We start from the raw sequence: 21,764 nt of genomic DNA, 5'->3' as shown, positions 1-21,764 counted from the left end.
GCTCCGATGTGAGGGAAACGGAAAAAGGCCGAAAACGAACGGCGGGCCGCGAGTGTTCGGGGCCCTTGCCGTCGAGGTTGCGCAGGCGTCGCGCTTACTTCTCGATCACGCCGAGAATGTCGCTTTCCTTGAGGATCAGGACGTCTGTGCCGTCGATCTTCACCTCCGTGCCGCTCCACTTGCCGAACAGCACCTTGTCGCCCGCCTTGATGTCGAGCGGCACGAGCTTGCCGGTTTCGTCGCGCGTGCCCGGACCGGCGGCCAGAACCTCGCCCTGCTGGGGCTTTTCGGTCGCGGTATCGGGGATGATGATGCCGCCCGAGGTCTTGGTTTCGCTATCCACGCGCTTGACGACGACGCGATCGTGCAGGGGACGAAACTTCATGAGAAATTTGAACTCCAGTAGGGGCTTGGGGGAGGCCGCGCGGCTCAGCGCGATCTGTCGATGGCACTGTAACGAGTGGAGTGCCAGACGATCCGCGGTTCTAGAGGTCAGCACGCCGGAGTGTCAAGGCGAGGAGGGGGCGAAGGCGGGCGGGAGAGGCAACCTGTATAAAATCTAAGATTGCATAAAAATGATCTTGATTCGCCCTAAAGTTGCGTTAACGTGTTGGACGTCTCGCGCGGGAACTTAAAATTCAGAAGACGATCGGCAAGTAGGGGAACGCCGTTGAAGATTAGCCACAGTGAAAAAATACCCGCCAATGGAGGGTCTGCATCTCAAATTAGAGCGCAGATTGAGTACATGGCTGATCTTATTATAGAGTTGAGAGATATGGCGCGCAACAACAGGCTCGAAACCTTGGCGGGACTTCTCGATTTAGCCAATACCGAAGCCCGGTTGCGCGCCAAGGATGCGCGGTAGACACGGGCGCCTACCTGACGGCCCGTGACACCATTTGCGAACCATGGCGTGCAATTTCGCCGGCAAGATCCAGCTCCATGAGGACAATGCGCACCTCCCGAGCGTCAAGCGCCGTCGCGCGAACGACCTCGTCGATATCGATGGGGTTGGGGCCGAGTGCGGCCAGCACCCGCTCGCGTTCCCGATCTCCAGGCTCGGATGCGCGCGTCGTCTGAGGCTCGGGCGCGGGTTCAGGTGTGAAGCTGGCCAGGCGATCTTCCGTCAACCCCTTGTGTTGTCGTGCGAGTTGAGGGGCCAGCACATCGAGCACGTCACGCGGCTCGGTGACGAGGGTCGCACCTGATTTGAGGAGTTGGTTCGTGCCCTCTGCGCGGGGATCCAGAGGGTGTCCCGGCACGGCGAAGACCTCGCGGCCCTGCTCACCCGCGAAGCGTGCCGTGACCAGAGTGCCCGAACGCCGCGCCGCTTCGATGACGATCACGCCGAGCGAGATGCCGGAGATCAGCCGGTTGCGGCGCGGGAAATCCTTGGCGCGGGGAACGAAGCCCGGCGGCTGCTCTGTCAGCAGGCAGCCTTCCTCTCCGATGCGGGCCTGAAGCGTCTCGTGCTCCGGCGGATAGATGATGTCCACGCCGCCCGCGAGCACGGCAACAGTGCCGTAGGCCAGGCTCGCCTCGTGCGCGGCCGCGTCGATGCCGCGTGCAAGCCCTGACACGATGACGAGGCCGCCCTCCGCGAGCTCCCGTGCAAAGAGGCGGGAGAGCTTCGTGCCGGCGGCCGAAGCCTGCCGCGAGCCGACGATTGCGACGCACGGGGCAGCCAGCAGCTCCGGCCGTCCCTTTACGTAGAGCAGCGGCGGGGGCGCATCGACGGCGGCGAGCGCGGGCGGATAGCCGGGTTCGATCGTGAACACCGGACGCGCACCGACTTTCCGTGCAGCCCGAAGCTCGGCAACGGCGTCTTCCTCGGGGCAGATCTCGACCGCTCGCCCCGCACGCCGAGCGAAAGACGGCAACGCCTTGAGCGCATTTGCGGCGCCGCCGAAGTGGTTGATCAGCTCGCGAAACGTGACCGGGCCGACTTGGCTCGAGCGGATGAGGCGCAGACACGCGAGACGTTCCGCGTCGTCGAGCCGCGAGACGGGTAACGGCGCGGGAGTGAAGAGCGTCGGCGTATCACGCTTTGGCACCGATCTTGGGCTCCTCTCCCTTCAGAAGCCGGCTGATGTTGGCCGAATGTTTCCAGATGAGCAACAGCGACATCGGCAACGCGAGCAGGGCCTCGGGTACATGGCCGAGCGCGAACAAGGCGAGTGGGGTGATGACGCTCGCGGCAAGCGCGGAAAGGGAGGAGTAGCGCGTCGTAAAGGCCGTGAGCAGCCAGACTGCGCAGAAGATCAACGCTCCGGGCCACAACAGGCCCCCCACGACACCGATGTAGGTCGCGACGCCCTTGCCGCCCTTGAAGCCGAGCCAGACGGGAAAGAGATGGCCGAGGAACGCGGCAAGGCCCGCAAGCAGCGCGCCGTCAATCGCGAGCCCGAACCGCGCGCCGAGCCGGTAGCCCAGGAGAACGGCGGCGGTGCCCTTCAGCGCATCGAGCAGCAGCGTCAGCGCGGCAAGCCCCTTGTTGCCGGTTCTCAATACGTTGGTCGCACCGATGTTGCCGGAGCCGATGGAGCGGATGTCGCCCAGTCCGGCCAAGCGCGTGAGCAGCAGCCCGAAGGGAATGGACCCCAGCAGGTAGCCCACGATGGCCGGCAGAAGATACGCGGTGGCGGTTTCGGTCGTAGAGAGCGGCGGGGGGATCAGGACGGTGCTGCCGCCAGCGCCGCCCGCGAAGGCAGCCGGAGCCGCCATCACCAGGCACGCCAGCAAGGCGCTGCCGAACGAAAGGACGCCGACATGTCTGAGCATAATGTGCCCGCCCCGTATCACCCCTGAAAAGTGGGGCAAAGCTAGAGTGCTTCCGGAAAAGTGTGAAGCGGTTTTCCGGCGAGAAGCACGGGCGTGAACACGTGCTTCCGGAAAAGTGTGAAGCGGTTTTCCGGCGAGAAGCACGGGCGTGAACACGTGCTTCCGGAAAAGTGTGAAGCGGTTTTCCGGCGAGAAGCACGGGCGTGAACACGTGCTTCCGGAAAAGTGTGAAGCGGGTTTCCGATGAGAAAGGTGGCCGGGAGCCAGCGTCTGACGAAGCCTGCCCCCGCTTGCGCGGTCCCAGGACACATGGACCCGAGACCGATGCAAAGTTCAGAATTTTGATTCTCTAGAGGACGATGCGGGCGGCAAGCCCGGATGCGCGAAACGCGCTGGAAACGTGCGGCTCACGTCCTCGACGCCGCTCTTGGTCCGGCAGCGTGCGCGGGCCCCGATGATGCCGCGCACGTCGGACGAAGCACGCCTTACCGGCCACCCCGCGAAGGGCTCTGCGGCTCGACGGCGAGCACGATGCGCGTCAGCGAGCGCAGGAATGCGTCGCGCTGGGTGGGAGCGAGGGCAGACAGGATCTGCTCGTCGGTGGAGCGCGCGGCCGGCTCGGCAAGACGGAGCGCGCCTTCGCCCTTGTCGGTAAGGCGGACGGCATAGCGGCGAGCGTCGCGGCGCGTGCGGCGGCGCTGAACGAGACCGCGCGACGTCAGGCGGCGCACGATGTCGGCCATCGTCGAGCGGTCGATACCCGTGCGTTCGACGAGCGTCGTCTGGCTCGGTTCTTCGCTGTTGGCAATTGCCGTCATCACCGCATACTGGCGGGGCGTGAGGCCCACCTCGCCAACGCTCACGGCGAACATTTCATCTGCACACTGCCCGGCTCGATGCAGTAAGTGCAGTGCCGACGACATTTTGTCGTCTCCAGCATCGTGTTTCATTTCCTTGCCAGTCCTTCTTGCTGGGGTTGTGGGATTCGAGGACGACGGGGAGCTTCACATGCAGAAAATCCCGCGCGATGCAGGATCGGTCGTGCACGTCGTACGTTCCTGGAAACTCACGAACCTGAATATGCTCCCGCAGAATATCATCTTGAATAGGACGAAAGGTGAGGGAGCTTTCGGTCCCTTTCGCTATTGATTGAACGTCTGTCCGTACCCACATTGGGACGTCGCTTCGAAGAATGGGCACACGAAGACAATTGTTCGAGATGTTTGTCTGCGTGACGAGTGGTCACGTGCACTGCAAATGCAGTGTTTTGCGACATCGTCGTCGATGTGAACTTCGTCAAGTAAACAGCCAGGATGTAATGCCTGCGCGCCGCGCGAGTTCCGCGATGCCACTTTCAACCGCAGCAAAAGTTTCTTTACTCGGATGATCGGGAAGCCAAGGTGCGCCGTCTTTTCTCAGGCGATATGCCGCAATAAGAGCATTCCAGGCATCCGCATCGAATGGCCGCTCCGGCGCGGCGCCATTCGTCATGCGTTTGAGATCCTTCTGTGAGCCGAGCCATGCGTGCGACGCTTGCCAGGTTTCGGTACTGGCGGGCAGGTTATGGCGGGCCTTCAGTTGCGAGATTGCAAGCACGCCGGCCTCTCTCGGGTGCGGGCCGATCTCGAGCGTAGCGATCCTTGTGCCGCGTCTGCGCACCGAGAAAAGGCGGCATTTGTCGCGAGCCAGACGGTCGGCATACTGGTCCGCACAGTTCTGCATGGCATGTGCTTCCGCCAGGATGGCGCTGTGATCGAGCAGCGGCACGAACGTGTAGCCGCGCGCTTCGCCCGGCTCGAGCCACGGATCCGTCAGCACGCCCTTGCGGAGTTGCAGCACGAGACGCATGCGGTTGAGCCAGCTCTTTGCCGCGCAAGCCGCTGTGTCGAGGGCCATTTCCGGGCGCCACGGAACGACGATGAGGCCGTGCGTGCGCGACTGGTCGAAATTGGAAAACCACGCGTAAGCAGCCAGCAGGCCGAACAGATGTGCGGGATCGGCGGGCTCCATGAACACGGCTTGCTGGGCGAGCCACAGCGCAAAGTAGTCGTCACAAGCTTGTACGCCGAAGATGACCGACCTCAGCCAGAACGCGCTGTCTTCCGCGGAGGTGGGAAGGTGGTTCGCGATACGCCGCGCGAAGAGGTCAGAGCGCGGGAGAGCGCCGAAACGGCCCGCGAAGGCTTCCGGCGGAAGCCGCCGCAGCCATAACGGCAGATCGAGCGCTACCGCGACATCGCGAAGCGGCGCGCCTTCGATCGTGAGTTGAAGCGCTTTCTGCCGCCGCCGCTGTGCCCCTTGCCGGCTCGCAAGCGCATAGACGGCGGCGGGAAACGAAATGGCGAGATCCGCCAGGCGGGGGGAGGTTGAAACGAGACGGCGCACGCTGCGGCGGCGCGCGGCGTCGAAGCGGTCCACCAGCATGTCGATGTCGCGGTCTACGCCCGCCAACGGAGTGCCGAGGGAGAGGTCCGAAGGCTTTGCTTTGCTGCGCATCGGTGGTCATCCAGCCGGAAAGCAGCCCGCAGCACGCGCGGGCTCCGGTTCGGGTGACACTGTCCGCAAGTATTGCGGCGCAGGTGCGACCCGACTTTGACCAACATGAGATGGTGCGGCCCCCCGAAGTGGATGAGTGCGCCGGATCAGCGCGGTATGCGCCGCATCCGGTCGAGCGCGCCCTGCAGGATCAACGTGGCGGCGAGCTTGTCGATCACATCAGCGCGCCGCTTCCGGCTGGTATCCGCCTCGATCAGCATGCGCTCGGCTTCCACCGTCGTAAGGCGCTCATCCCAAAGCAGAATGGGAAGCGGCGAGAGCGCGTTGACATTGCGCGCGAAGGCCCGTGTCGCCTGCGCGCGGGGGCCCTCGCTTCCATCCAGGTTCGCCGGAAGCCCGAGCACGAAACCGGCAATCGCGTGCTCGCTCGCAAGATCGAGCAGCCGCTTCACGTCCACGCTGAACTTCGTGCGCCGGATCGTTTCGAGCGCCGACGCGATGGTGCGCGTCACGTCGCTCAATGCGAGGCCGAGCGTCTTGGTGCCCGCGTCGATGCCGATTAGCCGCCCCGGCACGATGAGATCCGCGAAAGCCTCGACGTCGCCTACTGTGACGCCCCTCTGCGCGGGTTTGCCGTCATCGGTCATGAATGAGCCTCGAAGTGTGCTGCGGCGCTGCGGCGGCGGTTGCGATCGCTTCAGTTAACGGTAAGCCTCCCGTAAGGAAAGACCGTTCAGCCGCGCCCCCTGACAGACGGATGCTTCCCGTCTATGGTCCGCCGCGACTGGACACCGGACCGGAGGGATTGTGACGACAGCTTCCGAAAGCCACGCGGCCGGCTCTGAACCCGAAAGCTCCGGCAAGTCCGCGTGGGGCGTGCGCTGGATCTTCACGGCGACCACGTTCCTGTCCGCTTTCCTGCTTTTCTCCATCCAGCCGATGTTTGCCAAGATGGTGCTGCCGCTTCTGGGTGGCGCGCCGTCGGTGTGGGCCGTGGCACTTCTGTTTTTCCAGGGCGCCCTGCTGGTCGGCTACGGCTACGCGCATCTCCTGGTGCGCCATGTGCCCGCGCAATCAACCGGCTTCGTGCATCTCGCGATCTCGGCGCTCGCCTTCCTCTCCCTGCCGATCGCGATCCCGGCGGGATGGTCGGAGCCGCCGGCGGGTGACCCGTACCTCTGGCAGCTCGGCCTTTTTGCCGTCGCCATCGGCCTTCCTTTCGTTGCGGTGTCGGCCAACGCGCCGCTGCTCCAGGCCTGGTTCGCGAGAACGGGCCGCAGCGACAGCGCCGATCCCTATTTTCTCTATGCCGCATCGAATCTCGGAAGCCTGCTGGCGCTTCTCGGCTATCCCTTCCTGTTCGAGCCGGCCTTCGGCCTCCGCGCGCTCGCGACGCTCTGGGCCTTCGGTTTTGCCTTCCTCGTCGTCGCGCTGGCCGTGTGCTTCGTGATGGTGCGTAAAGCTGTGCCCTCTGCGGGACAGCACGTCGAGGTGGCCGCGCCTGTCGCAGCCGCGCGTCCCGAGCCTACGTGGCGAACCCGCCTTTCGTGGGTTGGCCTCGCGCTGGTGCCGTCCGCGCTGCTCACTGCCTTCACGACGCACGTGGCGACCGATGTCGCATCCGCGCCGCTCATCTGGGTCATTCCGCTCGCGCTTTATCTCGCGACCTTCGTCGTCGTCTTCCGCGAGCGTGCGCTGATCCCGCGGCCGCTCCTGCTCGCTCTTCATGCCGTGGCTGTCGTCCTGGCCCTGCTGCAACTCGCGCAGACGGAGAAGGAAACCTGGTTCTACGCCGCAGGCTTCGGAATCGCGGCGTTCGTCACCGCGACACTCGTCGCCCACCGCACGCTCTACGAGGCGCGTCCCGACGCCCGCCATCTGACAGAATTCTACCTGTTGATGTCGCTCGGCGGCGTGCTTGGCGGCGTGTTTGCCGCCCTTATCGCGCCTCAGATCTTCCCCGAGGTGTTCGAATATCCCTTGCTGCTGGCCCTCAGCTTCGCCTGCCGGCCGGGCGCCCTCGACCTCGCGACGCAAAGCCGTAAATCGCAGGTGCTGCTGCTCGTGGTCGTCGCTGTCATTGCTGCGCTGATCGCCTGGGGGCCATCTGTTGCCTACACCTATCAGATCGGATTCGGCGGCTGGGGATCCACGGCCGGCATCGCGGCCGCGCTCGCGGTGCTGGCAGTCATCCTCGTTCGCTATCCCCCGCATCTGCTGGCGATCGCGTTGGGGCTCTATCTGGTGGTGACGCTGCTGCCGTCGGGCGTGCACCGGGGCGAGGCGCAGCGCAGCTATTTCGGCGTCTACAGGGTGATCCAGTCCGACGATGGCCAGTTCAACGTGCTTCAGCACGGAACCACGCTGCACGGCGCCCAACGCATTCGCGATGAAGCTGGCAATGTCGTCGCCAGCACCACGCCCGCCACGTACTACCATGCCCGCGGCCCCATGGCCTCGGCGGTGCGCCTTACGGGGATGCTCGCCGCCATCACCCAGCGGGAAGCCCGCTTCGGTGTCATCGGTCTCGGCGCGGGCTCGCTCGCCTGTCACTCCGCATCGGGGGAGAAGTGGCGCTTTTTTGAGATCGATCCGGTGGTCGTCGGCATCGCCAAGTCCAAGTCGTTCACCTTCCTCCTCAACTGCCAGCCGAACGCGGACATCGTGCTGGGCGACGCGCGCCTCACCTTCGCCAGGGAGCAGGACGACAGCTACGATCTCCTGATCGTGGACGCGTTCTCCTCCGACGCCATTCCCATGCACCTGCTGACGGCCGAGGCGCTGCGCCTCTACGCTGCCAAGATCAAGCCGGATGGCGTGGTGGTGCTGCACATCTCCAATCGGTATCTCGATCTGGAGCAGGTGCTCGCTGCCACCCTGCCGACGGTCGGCGGGCTGCATGGCCTCGTGATCGAGGACTCTTCGGACGACGGCTACCGGATGACCGGCTCGACCGTGGTGGTGTTCGGCAAGAGCTGGCAGGCTGTGGATCAGTTCCGGGCAATTCCCGGCGCGCGCAATCTTCCCGAGCCCACGCTCAGGCCCTGGACGGACGATTCCTCGGATGTTCTGGGTCCCTTCCTGTCCCAATACCGCAAGCGGCACTAGGGATTGACCGGAAGCAGGCCCGGCCGGGCGGGGATCGGCCGATGTTGCATGGATAGGGCGAGCCCGCTATGAGGAACACGCGGCTGCCCGGCCGCCGTTCCTTGAATAACTCGAGCGGAACCCATGCAGGTTGACGAGAAGACCGTGCGGCGCATCGCGCGCCTGGCACGCATCAAGATCACCGACGAGGAAGCCAAGAGCCTTGAGGGGGAATTGTCCGGAATCTTGAACTGGGTCGAGCAGTTAGACGAGATCGACACCTCCAACGTCGAGCCCATGACCCGGGTCGTGGCGCAGGAGCTCAAGAAGCGCGAGGATCGGGTAACCGACGGCGAGATTGCCGACCAGATCGTGAAGAACGCGCCGATGGTCGATGACCACTATTTCGTCGTGCCGAAGGTCGTCGAATAGCGGAACGGCCGCTTCCCGGCGCGCGCGTCCCAGGAGAACAAAGCGGAGACTCGGAAATGTCGAAGATATTTGCGTTGCTCGCCGTCGCTCTGATCGCGACAGGTCTCTTGGTTCTCGCCGTCCCCCGCGAGGAGGGCAGCACCGGAGCTCGCTCGCTTTCGCCCCAGGCGGTGAGCGACACCCCCGCCTATCTGCTCCGCGCCCGCGAGTTGGCCGAGCAGGTCAACGCGCCGCTCTCGATCCTCTTCGGGCTCGTGAGCCTCTACTACTCTCGCCGCTCCTACCACATCAACAAAGCCCGCGCCGAGGCCGAGAGAGGCCGCTCGGTCTGATGAGATCTGATCCGCACATGAAAATCCGCACACTGTTCCTCACGCTCGCCCTTGCCGTCTTCGCAACGGCGGCTGCCGAAGCCAAAGATCGCGCTACTTTTCTCACTGGCCAGTACGCCACTGACGAGCAGTGCGCGAAACTGAGGAAGATCGAGTCCGGCACGGAGAAGAACGTCAGCACCGTGCCCGAGCTGCTCGATGCCGAAGGCTTTCACAGCTGGGAAGGCGGCTGCGAGTTCACCAAGGTGTTCGAGCACGAGCCGGGCAGCTCGTGGCTCGCGTTCATGATCTGCAGCGAAGGCGCGTCTATCACGCCCGAGACCTACGTTTTCACCAAGCACGAGAACGAGGACGGCTTCGAGGTGTCTCACTCCAACCGCGAGGAAGCACCCGAGACCTACAAGCGCTGCGACGCCAATATAGGGAACTAGACTGTGAGCGATCTCACTGACCTGACGCTGGCGGAAGCGCGCGATGGCCTCAAGGCCAAATCGTTTTCTGCAACGGAGCTGACGAAAGCCCACATCGAGGCCATCGAGGCTGCAAATCCGGCGTTGAACGCCTACGTGCTGGCGACGCCGGAGCACGCTCTGGCTCAGGCCAAGGAAGCCGATGCGCGCCTTGCCAAGGGCGAGGCACGCCCTCTCGAAGGCCTGCCCCTCGGCAACAAGGATCTCTTTTGCACCAACGGCGTCCGTACCACCGCGTGCTCCAGGATCCTGGGCGACTTCACGCCGACCTATGAATCGACCGTCGGCGCCAATCTCTGGAATGCCGGCGCCGTGATGCTCGGCAAGCTCAACAACGACGAGTTCGCCATGGGCTCGTCCAACGAGACCAGCGCCTTCGGCCCCGTGGTCTCGCCCTGGCGGCGCACCGGCAAGACGGACAAGCTCGTGCCCGGCGGCTCGTCGGGCGGCTCGTCGGCGGCCGTCGCGGCCAACCTCTGCCTCGCGGCAACCGCAACCGATACCGGCGGCTCCATTCGCCAGCCCGCGGCTCTCACGGGAACGGTCGGCATAAAGCCCACCTATGGCCGCTGCTCGCGCTGGGGCATCGTGGCCTTCGCCTCCTCGCTCGATCAGGCCGGTCCCATCGCCAAGACCGTGCGCGATGCCGCCATCATGCTGGGCTCCATGGCGGGGCACGATCCCAAGGATACGACCTCGGTGGACGCGCCCGTGCCGAACTACGAGGCGGCCCTTGCCAAGGGCGTGAAGGGCCTGCGCGTCGGCGTGCCGAAGGAATACCGCGTCGAGGGCATGTCGAAGGAGATCGAGAAGCTCTGGGGCGACGGCATCGAATGGCTGAAGGCAGCCGGTGCCACCATTCACGAGATCAGCCTGCCGCACACCAAGTACGCGCTGCCCGCCTATTACATCGTCGCGCCCGCCGAGGCGTCGTCGAACCTCGCCCGCTACGACGGCGTGCGCTACGGCCTCCGCGTGCCCGGCAGGGATGTGATCGACACGTACGAGAACACGCGCGCCGCGGGCTTCGGCAAGGAGGTGCGCCGGCGCATCCTCATCGGCACCTACGTGCTCTCGGCCGGCTACTATGACGCCTATTACCTCAAGGCGCAGAAGATCCGCACCTTGATCAAGCGCGATTTCGACGAGGCCTGGAGCAAGGTGGACGTCGTGCTGACGCCGACGACGCCCTCGCCTGCCTTCGCGTTCGGCGAGAAGACGGGCGATCCCATCGCCATGTATCTCGAGGACATCTTCACGGTAACGGTGAACATGGCGGGCCTGCCGGGCCTCTCCGTGCCGGCCGGTCTCTCCTCGGAAGGAACGCCGCTCGGGCTCCAGCTCATCGGCAAGCCGTTCGACGAGGCGACGCTGTTCCAGGCCGCGCAGGCGATCGAGGATGCGGCGGGACGCTTCACTGTGGGCGATCGATGGTGGGCCGCGCCGAGCTCAGGCGCCAAGAAGAAGCCGGGAGGCAAGTGAGATGGATCCGAAGCGACCCTGGGAATGCGCGGACATGAGTCAGGTCCGCTCCGAGATCGACCGCATCGACGCCGCGCTGGTCGATCTCATCGCAGAGCGTTTCGGCTACGTCGAGCGTGCTTGGCAGCTCAAGAAGGATCCGAGTGAGGCCAGTGTGCCTTGGCGCATCCAGCAGGTGATCGACAAGGTCAAGACCCAGGCGCGCCAGCGCGGCCTGCCCGCCGAGATGATCGACATGGTCGGCGCTCAGTGGCGCAACATGATTGGCTGGTTCGTCCAGTACGAGGAAGAGAAGCTGCGCAAGCAGGAAGCGAGCAGCGGCGGGCCGCGGGAATGATTGCGATCAACTCGTTCGACCCTATGACGTTGATCCTGCTGGCGGCGGCCAACCCGGCGGTGATCACCGTTGCCATGATCATGGGCCGCAGCGCGGATCAGTGGCAGAAGCTGCCGGTCGCCGCCTTCGCGGCCTCGCTCGCGGGTTTCGCGCTCTATTGGATCGGCGGCCAGATCGGGGTTTTCGCCATTCATGCCATCGGCGGCGAAGCGGCGATCTTCATGCTTCAATTCGTATTCGGCCTGGTCTGGGCGGCGCTCGCGTATAGCCTGCGCGCCCGCGGGACGCGCTGAGAGGAGAAATTCAAGATGCGGGACGCGGCCAAGAGCGGCGGAAAATCCAAAGCGAGCAACCTGATCGCGGGCGCGACCGGCGATTGGGAGGTCGTGATCGGCATGGAGGTGCACGCCCAGGTCGCCTCCGCCTCGAAGCTGTTCTCCGGATCGTCCACGGCCTTCGGCGCCGAGCCGAACAGCCACGTCTCCCTGGTGGATGCGGCCATGCCCGGCATGTTGCCCGTCATCAACGAGGAGTGCATCGCACAGGCCGTTCGCACGGGGCTCGGCCTCAAGGCCGAGATCAACCTGAAAAGCGTTTTCGACCGCAAGAACTACTTCTATCCCGACCTTCCCCAGGGCTACCAGATCAGCCAGTACAAGCAGCCGATCGTGGGCGAGGGTGAGATCGAGATCGACGTCGACGGCGAGACGAAGCGCGTCGGCATCGAGCGCCTGCACCTCGAGCAGGACGCTGGCAAGTCGATCCACGACCAGAGCCCGGATTACTCCTACGTCGATCTCAACCGCTCGGGCGTTGCCCTGATGGAGATCGTCTCGAAGCCGGACCTGAGGTCCGCGAAGGAAGCGCAGGCCTATGTCACGAAGCTGCGCACGATCCTGCGCTATCTCGGAACCTGCGATGGCGACATGGAGAAGGGCAACCTTCGCGCCGACGTGAACGTGTCGGTCAGGAAACCCGGCGACAAGCTCGGCACGCGCTGTGAGATCAAGAACGTGAACTCGATCCGCTTCATCGGCCAGGCCGTCGAGGTCGAGGCCCGCAGGCAGATCGACATCATCGAGGACGGTGGCGCCGTTGACCAGGAGACGCGTCTGTTCGACCCCGGCAAGGGCGAGACGCGCTCCATGCGCTCGAAGGAAGAGGCGCACGACTATCGCTACTTCCCGGATCCCGACCTGCTGCCGCTCGAGTTCGATCAGTCCTACGTCGACGATCTCGCCGCTCATCTGCCGGAGCTGCCGGACCAGAAGCACGCCCGCTTCGTGAAGGAGTACGGGCTCTCTGCCTACGACGCGAGTGTGCTGGTCGCCGAGCGTGACAATGCCGATTACTTCGAGGCGGTCGCCAGGGGCCGCGACGGCAAGCTCGCAGCGAACTGGGTCATCAACGAGCTGTTCGGCCGCCTGAACAAGGAAGGCAAGGACATCGAGCACAGCCCGGTCTCATCCGCGCAACTCGGCGGCCTCGTCGATCTCATCTCCGCCGGCACCATCTCCGGCAAGATCGCCAAGGATCTGTTCGAGATTCTCTGGACCGAGGGCGGCGATCCCGCCGAGATCGTCGAGAAGCGCGGCATGAAGCAGGTGACGGACACCGGCGCCATCGAGAAGGCTGTGGACGAGATCATCGCCGCCAACCCCGACAAGGTGGAGCAGGCCAAGGCCAAGCCCTCCATGCTGGGCTGGTTCGTCGGTCAGGTCATGAAGAGCACGGGCGGAAAGGCCAATCCCGCCGCCGTGAACGAGATCCTGAAGACGAAGCTCGGCCTCTGACAGAGCCGGGCTGTGTCCCTCCTGGCGGCTTCCGGCCGAAAACCGCCCGCGTGAGCGCTGCGGCCTTGCTGACACACGCTGTCAGATTTCTGTGTTCGGCTGACCGCCGCCTGTTGCAAGCGCGAAGCGTCTCGGCAACCTGGACGAGGGATTCGGCCGGATAGTTCTCTGAGAGGACACATGAACCTCGTTTGGGCAGTGGTCAGGCGCGGGTTTGCGCGAGGAAGCCTTGCGGCGCTGGCGATGACGCTCGTCGTCACGACGGCGCCCGCGGTCGACGCGGCGCCTCAAGCCGTGGGGCCGTTCGCGAGCCTCGAAGGCTGGTGGGGCGGTGCGGGCCGCCTGCGCTTCAAGGACGGCCGCAACGAAGACGTCAAATGCCGCGCCACCTACATCATCGAAGGCGACGCCAACACGCTGAAGCAGACGATCCGCTGCGCTTCCGGGAGCGGAAAGATCGAGGTGAAGAGCACCGTCGCGCATAGCAACGGCAAGCTCAGCGGCGAGTGGACCGAGCAGATGTACAACGTCAACGGCGTGCTGGACGGTGAGGTCACGCCGCGCGGGTTCCGCGTCACGGTCAAGGGCACCAAGGGCACCGAGCTTTCCGCGAACATGGACATCATCGTGAAAGATACGAAGCAGATGGTGGAGATCCAGTTCTTCAGCGAGACGCTGATCGGACTCACGCTGCTCTTGAACAAGGGCTGATCCCGCCCTTCACTACTGCCTACTGCCTACTGCCTACTGCCTACTGCCCGCTCACGCGCTCAGCGGGAACCCGTCCGTCTGCCTCAGCGCCTCCCCGAGCACCATCGCGGCGGCGACGGCGATGTTGAGCGAGCGCAGGCCGCTCCGCATCGGGACGCGGATACGGGCGTCCGCACGCTGATGAACGGAGTCCGGCACGCCCGCGCTTTCACGTCCGAGCAGCAGCACGTCGCTTTTGTGAAAGTGGAAGCCGGTGTGGGTCTCGTCGGCGTGCGTCGTGAGCAGAACGAGTCGCGGCGGAGGGGAGGCAACCCTGAGCGCGGCGTCGAACGCGGCAAAGCTCTCGTGACGACAGACTTCGGCGTGATCCAAATAGTCGAGTCCCGCCCTCCGGAATGATCTATCGCTGAAATCAAACGCGGCGGGTCCGATTAGATCAATTGGAACGCCAAGACAGGCCGAAAGTCGAAGAATGGTGCCAGTATTTTGCGGTATGTCGGGCTGATAAAGAGCAACGCGCATTTGAGATCCTGTCGTAATTGAAAGTGTGCGCCACTTTGACCCGCGCGGCTCGAGTTAAGTCGTCTTGAGCAGCTTGGCAAACGGTGCAAGAAGAAGAGCCGATTGAGGCAAAGCGGTCGCTCGGGCCGTTGAAAGATCCAGTTTTACGCTGCGATCGGACGGCGCGCTTCTTGCGCAACAGGCAGGCCTCGGTTAGTGCTTCAAGTCCACAGGGTTTGGCGTTTCGTTCGACTGTAATCGGTGTTCGAACGCCGAACGCGACCTGAGATTGCTGAGTGTTACTAACCGATCTCCGGCTCCGCAAAGCGCTTCGCGCTGGTTGAACATCCTCGAAATTGGAGGGGTACGTGGCAAGTGAAGTCGAAGAGCCGAATCGCCGTGATTTCCTTGTCATTGCAGGCAATGCATTCGCAGCGGTAGGCGCGGCCATTACGCTGTGGCCGTTTATTTCGCAAATGAATCCCGACGCTGGCGCTCAGGCCTTGGCGTCCGTCGAAATCGATCTTTCTCCCGTGAAGGAAGGTCAGGCAATCACCGCCATGTGGCGTGGCAAGCCGATCTTCATCCGCAACCGCACGCCTGAAGAGATCAAGACCGCAGAGGCCATGAACCCGGCCGACCTGCCGGACCACTCGGCCCGCAACGATATGCTGCCCGAGACGACCCCTGCTCTCGACGCCAACCGCGTCAAGAAGGGCAAGGAGAACTGGCTGATCCTGATTGGCATCTGCACCCATCTCGGCTGCATCCCCAAGGGTCAGGCCATGGGCGACTCGAAGGGAGACTTTGGCGGCTGGTTCTGCCCCTGCCACGGTTCGCATTACGACACGTCGGGTCGCATTCGGAAGGGCCCGGCGCCGCGTAACCTCGAGGTGCCGCCCTACGAGTTCGTCTCCGACAACAAGATCAAGATCGGCTGAGAGGGTCGCGCCCGATGGAGCATACGTCTAGCTACGAGCCGAAATCCGCATTTGGCAAATGGTGGGATGACCGCCTGCCGGTCGCACGCTTGATGCACGGCCAGTTCGTTGATTTCCCGACGCCTCGCAACCTCAACTACCTCTGGACATTCGGCGGCATCCTCACGTTCTGCCTCGTCGCGCAGATCGTGACCGGCATCGTGCTCGCCATGCACTACCAGCCGAGTGCGCATGAAGCCTTCAACTCCGTTGAGGCCATCCGCCGCGACGTGAACTTCGGCTGGCTGCTTCGCAACTTCCACGCGGTCGGCGCGTCGATGTTCTTCATCGCCGTCTACATCCATATCTTCCGCGGCCTCTACTACGGCTCCTACAAGGCGCCGCGCGAGGTTCTCTGGATCCTGGGCGTGCTGATCTTCCTCGTGATGATGGCCACGGCCTTCATGGGCTACGCGCTTCCCTGGGGACAGATGAGCTTCTGGGGCGTCACCGTCATCACCAACCTGTTCTCGTCGCTGAACGAGATCATTCCCGGCGTCGGTACCGCCATCGTCGAATGGCTGTGGGGCGGCTACTCCGTTTCCGGCACCACGCTGAACCGCTTCTTCGCGCTGCATTACCTGCTGCCGTTCGTTCTCTTCGGCATTGTCGTGCTGCACATCTGGGCGCTGCACGTGGCCGGCCAGAACAACCCGACCGGCCTCGACATCAAGACCAAGTCGGACGCCGTGCCGATGTTCCCCTACGCGGTCGCCAAGGATGCCGTCGGCCTCTTCGCCTTCCTCATCCTGTTCGGCTGGTTCGTCTTCTATGTGCCCGACTACCTGGGTCACGCCGACAACTACATCGAGGCGAACCCGCTGGTGACCCCGCCGCACATCGTGCCCGAATGGTACTTCCTGCCGTTCTACGCGATCCTGCGTGCCATCCCCTCGAAGCTCGGCGGCGTCATCGCCATGTTCTCCGCCATCGCTGTGCTGCTCTTCGTGCCGTGGCTCGATACCAGCCGCGTCCGCTCGGCCAAGTACCGCCCGCTCTACAAGTGGTTCTTCTGGCTTCTGGTCATCTCGGCCGTGGCTCTGGGCTACCTCGGAGCAAAGCCCGCTGAAGGCGCTTACGTGACCTGGTCGCGCATCTTCACAGCCTACTATTTCGCCCACTTCCTGATCGTGATGCCGATCCTCGGTCTGATCGAAACGCCGACGGCGTTGCCGAAGTCCATATCGGCCTCGGTCTTGCCGGGAGGCTCCGGAACGCCCCAGGGCGCGGCCGCAGCTCCAGAGACGCGCTGAGCGAGGGACATCCGATGATGCGAGCCATGAAAAACGGACCCCTTGCCGCACTGGCACTTCTGGTCGGTGCCGCTGTCGCTCCCGCTGCTTACGCGGCCGGTGGCGAGCACGCCCACATCGAGCGCCAGGAGTGGAGCTTCGGCGGGTTCACCGGGCAGTACGACAAGGCCCAGCTTCAGCGCGGCTTCCAGATCTACAAGGACGTCTGCTCTGCCTGCCACGGCCTGAAGCGGGTGCGCTTCCGCAACCTGTTCGAAGCTGGCGGCCCGGAGTTCCCGGAGGACGCCGTGAAGGCCCTCGCCAACGAGTGGCCGAACAAGATCACGGACGGCCCGGACAGCGAAGGCAAGATGTTCGAGCGCGAGCCGAAGGCTTTCGATCCGATCTTGGGCCCCTTCAAGAACGACAATGAGGCGCGCGCGGCCCAGAATGGCGCGCTGCCGCCGGATCTCTCGCTGATCGCCAGGGCGCGCAACGTCGAGTATACCGGCACGTGGTGGGCGCATCCCTTCTCCATGCTCCGCGATATCGCAACGGGCTATCAGGAGGGTGGCGCGGACTACCTCTATGCTCTGTTGACCGGATATCACGAGGCGCCCGCCGACGTGAAACTCGGCGAAGGCATGTCCTATAACGTTGCCTTCCCGGGCCATCAGATCGGCATGCCCGCTCCGCTCGCGAAGGACAACTTCGTGACGTACCAGGACGGCACCGGCTCGCTGGATCAGAATTCGCGCGATGTCGCGGCTTTCCTGTCCTGGGCCGCCGATCCCTCGCTCAACGCGAGAAAGAGTCTCGGCTGGCTCGTGATGCTCTACCTCGTGGTCACCACCGGCCTTCTCTACGTCGGCAAGCGCCGGATCTGGTCGAGCATCCCTCATTGACGAGGGCCGCCACGGCCTCACGATTGATCACATGACGAAAAGGCCCCCTGCGCGGGGCCTTTTCTTTTCTCGGTAACTGGTCTGAATATCTGACACCGCCGCGTCGCAGAAACGTGCGACCAGCGGGCGTTAGAAGGACCTCCGACGCCAGCGCGGCCGGGAGCGTCGGAGAGGAAAGAGGACAGCACATGACAGAATCGGTGCTCGGCATCGTTGGCGGCAGCGGCTTTTACAACTTGCCCGGGCTCGAGAACCCCCGTTGGGAGAAGGTGATGACGCCGTGGGGCGCGCCCTCCGACGAGATCCTGTTCGCCGAGATCGGCGGGCTGCCCATCCGCTTCCTCCCGCGCCATGGCCGTGGCCATCCAGTCCCGCCGTCCGCGATCAACTTCCGCGCCAACATCGATGCCCTGAAGCGCGCGGGCGTCACGGATCTGGTCTCAATCTCCGCGTGCGGATCGCTGAAGGAGGAGTTCGCGCCGGGCCACTTCGTGCTCGTCGACCAGTTCGTCGACCGCACCTTTGCGCGCGAGAAGAGCTTCTTCGGACCGGGACTGGTGGCCCACGTGTCGGTTGCCGACCCGGTGAGCCCGCTCCTCGTGGATGCGATCGAAGCCGCCGCCAAGGCAGAAGAAATCTCGCACACGCGCGGCGGCACCTATCTCGTCATGGAAGGACCGCAATTCTCTACGCGCGCCGAAAGCAACCTCTACCGGAGCTGGGGCATGGACGTCATCGGCATGACCAACATGCCGGAGGCCAAGCTCGCCCGTGAGGCGGAGATCTGCTACGCGACCGTGGCCATGGTCACGGATTATGATTGCTGGCACGACGATCACGCCGACGTCGACGTTGCCTCCATCATCGCAATCATGAAAAGCAACACCGAGAAGGCTCAGAGGCTCGTCGCGACGCTCGCCAGGAACTTCCCGCGTGAGCATCCGGCCTGTCCCATAGGCTCCGACCGTGCGCTCGATGTGGCCATCATCACCGCGCCCGAAGCACGCGACGCATCGCTGGTGCGCAAGCTCGATGCAGTCGCGGGGCGTGTTCTTGGCAGCTAGCGCGAGGTGGATCTTGGCGGTAGCCGCAAGAGAGATTCCATGCGCAGGATGATCCGGCTCACGTCATAGGGCTTGCCGAAGAAGGCATCCGCGATGCCCACGATGCCCGTGCGCGGCACCATGCCGGACGCCACGATCACCTTGATCTGCGGCCTGTAGGCGCGAACCGTCTTCGCGAGGTCGAGCCCATTTCTCGGTCCTGGCATCTCGATGTCGGTGATCACGAGATCGATCGGCGTGCCCGCGAGCACAATTTTTTCTGCTTCGTCCGCGTTGGCGGCTTCCCGTACCCGGAACCCTGCGTCGCTCACCTCGAAAGCCAGCGTCGAGCGGAGGATCGGATCGTCCTCGACCACCAGCACCGCCGCGGAGGGGCTTTCAGGAGCATGAGTATTAAGTTTCGTTACTGTCATGGTTTTCACCTGTTCAGCCAACGCCGATCAGGGGGCGCGGGTTCCGCCGCGGAAAACCGTTCGGCCTCGAGGCCGCAGACACAAAAAAGCGCGGGCGCTGCGGCCCGCGCTGATTGGATGAGATGTGACGGCGGTCTTAGTGACCCTCGGCCTCGTTGGCGGGCTCCGACTGGAGCTGCCCGTAGTTCTCCTTGCCGATCTTGTCCATGAGATCGAGCTGGGTCTCGATGAAGTCGATGTGGCCTTCCTCGTCCTTGATGAGTTCCTCGAACAGCGCCATCGTCACGTAGTCCTTGGCGGCCCGGCAGATGTCGCGGCCGCGAATGTACGTCTCGTGAGCGATCTTCTCGCCCTTGAGATCGCACTCCAGAACCTCCTTGAGGTTCTCGCCGATCATGAGCGGCGCGACGTGCTGCAGGTTCGGCAGGCCTTCGAGGAAGATGATGCGCTGAACCAGCCTGTCGGCGTGGTGCATCTCCTCGATCGACTCGGCGCGCTCCTTCTTGGCAAGCTTGGTGAAGCCCCAGTTTTCGAGCATCCGGTAGTGCAGCCAGTATTGGTTGACGGCCCCGAGCTCGAGCTTGAGCGCTTCGTTCAGGATCTCGATGACTTCGCGTTTACCCTGCATGGGTCCTCCCTCTGACCGTACTGGCCGAAAAATCCGACGGCAGAGACACTAGCGATCCCGGCTCATCATTTAGAATAATTCTAATTTCAATAGTCGCACTGTGCAGCACGGTCAATCGCTATCCGCGCCCGGACCGCTGCAAAGACGATGGGAACAGTTCCAGCGCCCCCGGGGCAGCGGTCAGGCCGGAGGCCGCATGTCGCGCGCCGCGAAAGGCCAGAGCGAGGAAGCGTTCTTAAGCATAGCTTTGGCCCAACCGGTCGAAAACTTTCAAGCCTGCGTCACCAATCGTCACCGCTTTTCCTGTCACGGCAGGAACAGCGGCATCGTTCTTGCTCGTCTACGGTCCGGTCATTCCAAGTCGGGTGAAAACATTGGGGCGCGCTATGATGACGAGTAAGACGAATTCGGGAAGCAAGAATGGCCGGGTAGGCGTGCTCCTGATTCATGGCCTGTGCGGCTCTCCCAGCGAAATTCGCTTTGTCGCCAATGGCCTGACCCGCGATGGCTACACGGTTCTCTGCCCCGCGCTCGCCGGCCACGGCGGCTCGGAGACGGAGCTGCTCGCGACCACCTGGCAGGATTGGTACGAAAGCGCGGAAAAGGGGCTCGAAGAGCTCTCTGCCACATGCGACACGGTCATCGTCGGCGGTCTCTCGACTGGCGCAGTTTTGAGCCTTCTGCTCGCCGCGCGTCACCCGGACAAGGTCCACGCCGTGGCGCTCTACTCTCCGACCCTCTGGCTCAGCGGCCGTCAGATCCCCTGGTATGTCCCGCTTTTCCGTCTCATCGACAACAAGTGGTTCGCGAACCTCTTCCGCTTCCCGGTGCCGCTCCACGTCGGCATCAAGGACAAGCGCGTCCGCGACTTCATCCGCAACGCAATGGCCGCGGAAGGCTCCAAGGTCGCCCAGGTCTCGACGCCGGGCGGCGCCGTCCTTGAGCGCCGCCGGTTGGCCAAGCAAGTGATGAAGACGCTCGGCGGCATCAACCAGCCCGTGCTCATCCTCCATGCCCGCGAGGACGATTACGCGGGGCTCGACAACGCAGCCTATCTGCAACGCGAGCTGGCCGGCCCCGTCGATCTCGTGGTGCTGGACGACAGCTATCACATGGTCACCGTCGACCGGCAGCGCCACATTGTGCTGGAGCGTACCGCGTCCTTCGTATCGCGGATCGCGGCGTCGCTCGCGGAAGGCATGCGCGCGAAGGAACCGGCCCGCATCCGCCTCGGCGGCGGTCTGGCCACCTCGGTCGCCTAATAAGTTATTGAAATAAAGTTGGATTCGCCGTGGGAGACCGGGTGCAGGATGACCTGGCCCTCTCCGCGGCGAATTATTTTGATCCGGTCCGCAAAGTTTTCTCCGTTTGTTACACCCGGAACAGCGCCGGGAGCCTCCATCCGGCACATTGGGCGTCAAGAGAGAGCCGAGGGCATCAAGCCTGATCCGCTCTAGGCACAAGAGGATGGAGATCAAAATGGCCAAGAAGCTCACCATTAGCGTCATCGCAGCGACTGTGGCCGCCAGCCTGGCGATCACCCCGGCGGCCCAGGCCGGCGGGCGTGGCATCGGCATCGGGCTCGGCATCCTGGCCGTCGGCGCGATCGCCCACTCGGCCGCCCAGGCCAACAAGGCAAAGCAGGCCCAGGCCGCCCGCGCCCAGGCGCAAGCCAAGGCCCGCGCTCAGGCCCAGGCTAAGGCTCGCGCCCAGGCTCAGGCAAAGGCCCAGGCGGCCGCCGCCGCCAAGCGCCAGCAGCAGATCGCCGCCGCCGAGAAGGCAAAGGCCGCTTCGGAAGGCGACGAGCAGACCGATGAGAACGTCGCCGAGACGAGCACCAACAAGACGCCGAGCACCTACGTGGCGGCGCCCTCGAGCACGGCGGCTCTGACCCAGGTTGACGTCGCGAGCCAGTCCACCACCAGCACGGAAGCCGCCGACACGACGGTTGCCGCGACCGATACCGCCCCGGCTGCAACCGATAGCGCAGCGAGCAAGACGGCGGTGGCCGATGCCCCGGAGACCTGCAAGCGTTACATCCCCGCGCTCGGTGTTGCTGTGGATGTCGGATGCTAAGACGCAGCTCTCAAAGCCCTGAAACAGAAAGACCGGCTCTCGTC

General features: G+C 64.0%; 24 protein-coding genes. 15 read left to right on the top strand and 9 right to left on the bottom strand.

Going from position 1 to position 21,764, the window contains the following annotated elements; translation table 11 throughout:
• Positions 1–94: 94 nt before the first annotated feature.
• The 6 genes from PE058_RS17005 to ruvX form a co-directional block, all read right to left on the bottom strand.
• Positions 95–385: a co-chaperone GroES gene (locus tag PE058_RS17005; RefSeq protein ID WP_020085305.1), complete on the bottom strand. Its 291-nt coding sequence runs from the start codon at positions 383–385 to the stop codon at positions 95–97.
• 490 nt (positions 386–875) lie between these two features.
• A complete protein-coding gene (gene dprA, locus PE058_RS17000) occupies positions 876–2,054 on the bottom strand; it encodes a DNA-processing protein DprA (protein ID WP_020085307.1) in 1,179 nt (392 codons plus the stop codon).
• Positions 2,041–2,781: a glycerol-3-phosphate 1-O-acyltransferase PlsY gene (plsY, locus tag PE058_RS16995; protein WP_271028940.1), complete on the bottom strand. Its 741-nt coding sequence runs from the start codon at positions 2,779–2,781 to the stop codon at positions 2,041–2,043. The genes dprA and plsY overlap by 14 nt, the downstream gene beginning before the upstream one ends.
• 485 nt (positions 2,782–3,266) lie before the next feature.
• Positions 3,267–3,653: a MarR family winged helix-turn-helix transcriptional regulator gene (locus PE058_RS16990; RefSeq protein ID WP_020085309.1), complete on the bottom strand. Its 387-nt coding sequence runs from the start codon at positions 3,651–3,653 to the stop codon at positions 3,267–3,269.
• A 424-nt stretch (positions 3,654–4,077) separates the two neighbouring features.
• A complete protein-coding gene (locus PE058_RS16985) occupies positions 4,078–5,277 on the bottom strand; it encodes a hypothetical protein (protein WP_271028939.1) in 1,200 nt (399 codons plus the stop codon).
• A gap of 146 nt (positions 5,278–5,423) precedes the next feature.
• Positions 5,424–5,924 (bottom strand): Holliday junction resolvase RuvX, encoded by a 501-nt coding sequence (gene ruvX / locus PE058_RS16980; RefSeq protein WP_020085311.1) that lies wholly within the window; start codon positions 5,922–5,924, stop codon positions 5,424–5,426.
• A gap of 160 nt (positions 5,925–6,084) precedes the next feature.
• Here ruvX and PE058_RS16975 point away from each other — a divergent pair, with 160 nt between their 5' ends.
• The 9 genes from PE058_RS16975 (at position 6,085) to PE058_RS16935 (ending at position 13,921) form a co-directional block, all read left to right on the top strand.
• Positions 6,085–8,385 (top strand): fused MFS/spermidine synthase, encoded by a 2,301-nt coding sequence (locus PE058_RS16975; RefSeq protein ID WP_020085312.1) that lies wholly within the window; start codon positions 6,085–6,087, stop codon positions 8,383–8,385.
• Between the two features lie 123 nt (positions 8,386–8,508).
• Entirely contained in the window at positions 8,509–8,796 is a 288-nt protein-coding gene (gene gatC / locus PE058_RS16970) for an Asp-tRNA(Asn)/Glu-tRNA(Gln) amidotransferase subunit GatC (RefSeq protein ID WP_020085313.1), read from the top strand.
• Positions 8,797–8,852: 56 nt separating this feature from the next.
• Positions 8,853–9,128 carry a hypothetical protein gene (locus tag PE058_RS16965; RefSeq protein WP_020085314.1) on the top strand — a complete coding sequence of 92 codons (276 nt, stop codon included), beginning with the start codon at positions 8,853–8,855 and terminating at the stop codon, positions 9,126–9,128.
• A 17-nt stretch (positions 9,129–9,145) separates the two neighbouring features.
• Entirely contained in the window at positions 9,146–9,559 is a 414-nt protein-coding gene (locus PE058_RS16960) for a hypothetical protein (RefSeq protein ID WP_020085315.1), read from the top strand.
• A gap of 3 nt (positions 9,560–9,562) precedes the next feature.
• A complete protein-coding gene (gatA, locus tag PE058_RS16955; RefSeq protein ID WP_271028938.1) occupies positions 9,563–11,080 on the top strand; it encodes an Asp-tRNA(Asn)/Glu-tRNA(Gln) amidotransferase subunit GatA in 1,518 nt (505 codons plus the stop codon).
• Between the two features lies 1 nt (position 11,081).
• Entirely contained in the window at positions 11,082–11,417 is a 336-nt protein-coding gene (locus tag PE058_RS16950) for a chorismate mutase (protein WP_020085317.1), read from the top strand.
• A complete protein-coding gene (locus tag PE058_RS16945) occupies positions 11,414–11,710 on the top strand; it encodes a hypothetical protein (RefSeq protein ID WP_020085318.1) in 297 nt (98 codons plus the stop codon). The genes PE058_RS16950 and PE058_RS16945 overlap by 4 nt, the downstream gene beginning before the upstream one ends.
• A gap of 15 nt (positions 11,711–11,725) precedes the next feature.
• Entirely contained in the window at positions 11,726–13,210 is a 1,485-nt protein-coding gene (gatB, locus tag PE058_RS16940; RefSeq protein WP_020085319.1) for an Asp-tRNA(Asn)/Glu-tRNA(Gln) amidotransferase subunit GatB, read from the top strand.
• A gap of 180 nt (positions 13,211–13,390) precedes the next feature.
• Positions 13,391–13,921, top strand: coding sequence for a hypothetical protein (locus tag PE058_RS16935; RefSeq protein ID WP_020085320.1), 531 nt, complete (start codon positions 13,391–13,393; stop codon positions 13,919–13,921).
• Positions 13,922–13,972: 51 nt separating this feature from the next.
• Here the strand turns inward: PE058_RS16935 and PE058_RS16930 are convergent, their stop codons facing one another.
• Entirely contained in the window at positions 13,973–14,443 is a 471-nt protein-coding gene (locus PE058_RS16930; RefSeq protein WP_271028937.1) for a tRNA (cytidine(34)-2'-O)-methyltransferase, read from the bottom strand.
• 347 nt (positions 14,444–14,790) lie between these two features.
• On the opposite strand from PE058_RS16930, the gene petA reads away from it, so the two are divergent.
• From petA to PE058_RS16910, 4 genes are all read left to right on the top strand, one after another.
• Complete coding sequence (gene petA, locus PE058_RS16925; protein WP_020085322.1) at positions 14,791–15,363, top strand: ubiquinol-cytochrome c reductase iron-sulfur subunit; 573 nt, start codon at positions 14,791–14,793, stop codon at positions 15,361–15,363.
• Between the two features lie 14 nt (positions 15,364–15,377).
• Complete coding sequence (locus tag PE058_RS16920; RefSeq protein ID WP_020085323.1) at positions 15,378–16,655, top strand: cytochrome b; 1,278 nt, start codon at positions 15,378–15,380, stop codon at positions 16,653–16,655.
• Between the two features lie 26 nt (positions 16,656–16,681).
• Positions 16,682–17,539, top strand: a complete 858-nt coding sequence (locus PE058_RS16915; protein WP_198011150.1) for a cytochrome c1 — start codon at positions 16,682–16,684, stop codon at positions 17,537–17,539.
• Positions 17,540–17,727: 188 nt separating this feature from the next.
• A complete protein-coding gene (locus PE058_RS16910) occupies positions 17,728–18,603 on the top strand; it encodes an S-methyl-5'-thioadenosine phosphorylase (RefSeq protein WP_020085325.1) in 876 nt (291 codons plus the stop codon).
• Here PE058_RS16910 and PE058_RS16905 read toward each other — a convergent pair.
• Positions 18,600–19,016, bottom strand: a complete 417-nt coding sequence (locus PE058_RS16905; protein WP_271028936.1) for a response regulator — start codon at positions 19,014–19,016, stop codon at positions 18,600–18,602. The genes PE058_RS16910 and PE058_RS16905 overlap by 4 nt on opposite strands.
• Positions 19,017–19,152: 136 nt before the next feature.
• The gene (gene bfr / locus PE058_RS16900; protein WP_020085327.1) at positions 19,153–19,644 is read right to left on the bottom strand and encodes a bacterioferritin; all 492 of its coding nucleotides are present in this window, start codon (positions 19,642–19,644) and stop codon (positions 19,153–19,155) included.
• A gap of 386 nt (positions 19,645–20,030) precedes the next feature.
• Between bfr and PE058_RS16895 the strand changes: the two genes are divergently transcribed.
• Positions 20,031–20,906 carry an alpha/beta hydrolase gene (locus PE058_RS16895; RefSeq protein ID WP_271028935.1) on the top strand — a complete coding sequence of 292 codons (876 nt, stop codon included), beginning with the start codon at positions 20,031–20,033 and terminating at the stop codon, positions 20,904–20,906.
• Between the two features lie 217 nt (positions 20,907–21,123).
• Positions 21,124–21,720 carry a hypothetical protein gene (locus PE058_RS16890; protein ID WP_271028934.1) on the top strand — a complete coding sequence of 199 codons (597 nt, stop codon included), beginning with the start codon at positions 21,124–21,126 and terminating at the stop codon, positions 21,718–21,720.
• Positions 21,721–21,764 lie beyond the last annotated feature (44 nt).

The organism is Hyphomicrobium sp. DMF-1, assembly GCF_027886585.1.
Classification (GTDB): Bacteria; Pseudomonadota; Alphaproteobacteria; order Rhizobiales; family Hyphomicrobiaceae; genus Hyphomicrobium_C; species Hyphomicrobium_C zavarzinii.
Note: the sequence above shows the minus strand (reverse complement) of the source record. Positions and strands in the feature narration are given on the sequence as shown.

Bases quoted from the DNA above. Each gene is read 5' to 3' on its own strand.
- PE058_RS16985 (WP_271028939.1), bottom strand. From the start codon at position 5,277: ATGCGCAGCAAAGCAAAGCCTTCGGACCTCTCCCTCGGCACTCCGTTG.
- PE058_RS16960 (WP_020085315.1), top strand. From the start codon at position 9,146: ATGAAAATCCGCACACTGTTCCTCACGCTCGCCCTTGCCGTCTTCGCA.
- PE058_RS17005 (WP_020085305.1), bottom strand. From the start codon at position 385: ATGAAGTTTCGTCCCCTGCACGATCGCGTCGTCGTCAAGCGCGTGGAT.
- PE058_RS16945 (WP_020085318.1), top strand. From the start codon at position 11,414: ATGATTGCGATCAACTCGTTCGACCCTATGACGTTGATCCTGCTGGCG.
- plsY (WP_271028940.1), bottom strand. From the start codon at position 2,781: ATGCTCAGACATGTCGGCGTCCTTTCGTTCGGCAGCGCCTTGCTGGCG.
- gatC (WP_020085313.1), top strand. From the start codon at position 8,509: ATGCAGGTTGACGAGAAGACCGTGCGGCGCATCGCGCGCCTGGCACGC.
- PE058_RS16915 (WP_198011150.1), top strand. From the start codon at position 16,682: ATGAAAAACGGACCCCTTGCCGCACTGGCACTTCTGGTCGGTGCCGCT.
- PE058_RS16930 (WP_271028937.1), bottom strand. From the start codon at position 14,443: ATGCGCGTTGCTCTTTATCAGCCCGACATACCGCAAAATACTGGCACC.
- PE058_RS16895 (WP_271028935.1), top strand. From the start codon at position 20,031: ATGATGACGAGTAAGACGAATTCGGGAAGCAAGAATGGCCGGGTAGGC.
- PE058_RS16910 (WP_020085325.1), top strand. From the start codon at position 17,728: ATGACAGAATCGGTGCTCGGCATCGTTGGCGGCAGCGGCTTTTACAAC.
- PE058_RS16905 (WP_271028936.1), bottom strand. From the start codon at position 19,016: ATGACAGTAACGAAACTTAATACTCATGCTCCTGAAAGCCCCTCCGCG.
- ruvX (WP_020085311.1), bottom strand. From the start codon at position 5,924: ATGACCGATGACGGCAAACCCGCGCAGAGGGGCGTCACAGTAGGCGAC.
- PE058_RS16965 (WP_020085314.1), top strand. From the start codon at position 8,853: ATGTCGAAGATATTTGCGTTGCTCGCCGTCGCTCTGATCGCGACAGGT.
- PE058_RS16950 (WP_020085317.1), top strand. From the start codon at position 11,082: ATGGATCCGAAGCGACCCTGGGAATGCGCGGACATGAGTCAGGTCCGC.
- PE058_RS16920 (WP_020085323.1), top strand. From the start codon at position 15,378: ATGGAGCATACGTCTAGCTACGAGCCGAAATCCGCATTTGGCAAATGG.
- PE058_RS16935 (WP_020085320.1), top strand. From the start codon at position 13,391: ATGAACCTCGTTTGGGCAGTGGTCAGGCGCGGGTTTGCGCGAGGAAGC.
- PE058_RS16890 (WP_271028934.1), top strand. From the start codon at position 21,124: ATGGCCAAGAAGCTCACCATTAGCGTCATCGCAGCGACTGTGGCCGCC.
- gatB (WP_020085319.1), top strand. From the start codon at position 11,726: ATGCGGGACGCGGCCAAGAGCGGCGGAAAATCCAAAGCGAGCAACCTG.
- bfr (WP_020085327.1), bottom strand. From the start codon at position 19,644: ATGCAGGGTAAACGCGAAGTCATCGAGATCCTGAACGAAGCGCTCAAG.
- PE058_RS16990 (WP_020085309.1), bottom strand. From the start codon at position 3,653: ATGTTCGCCGTGAGCGTTGGCGAGGTGGGCCTCACGCCCCGCCAGTAT.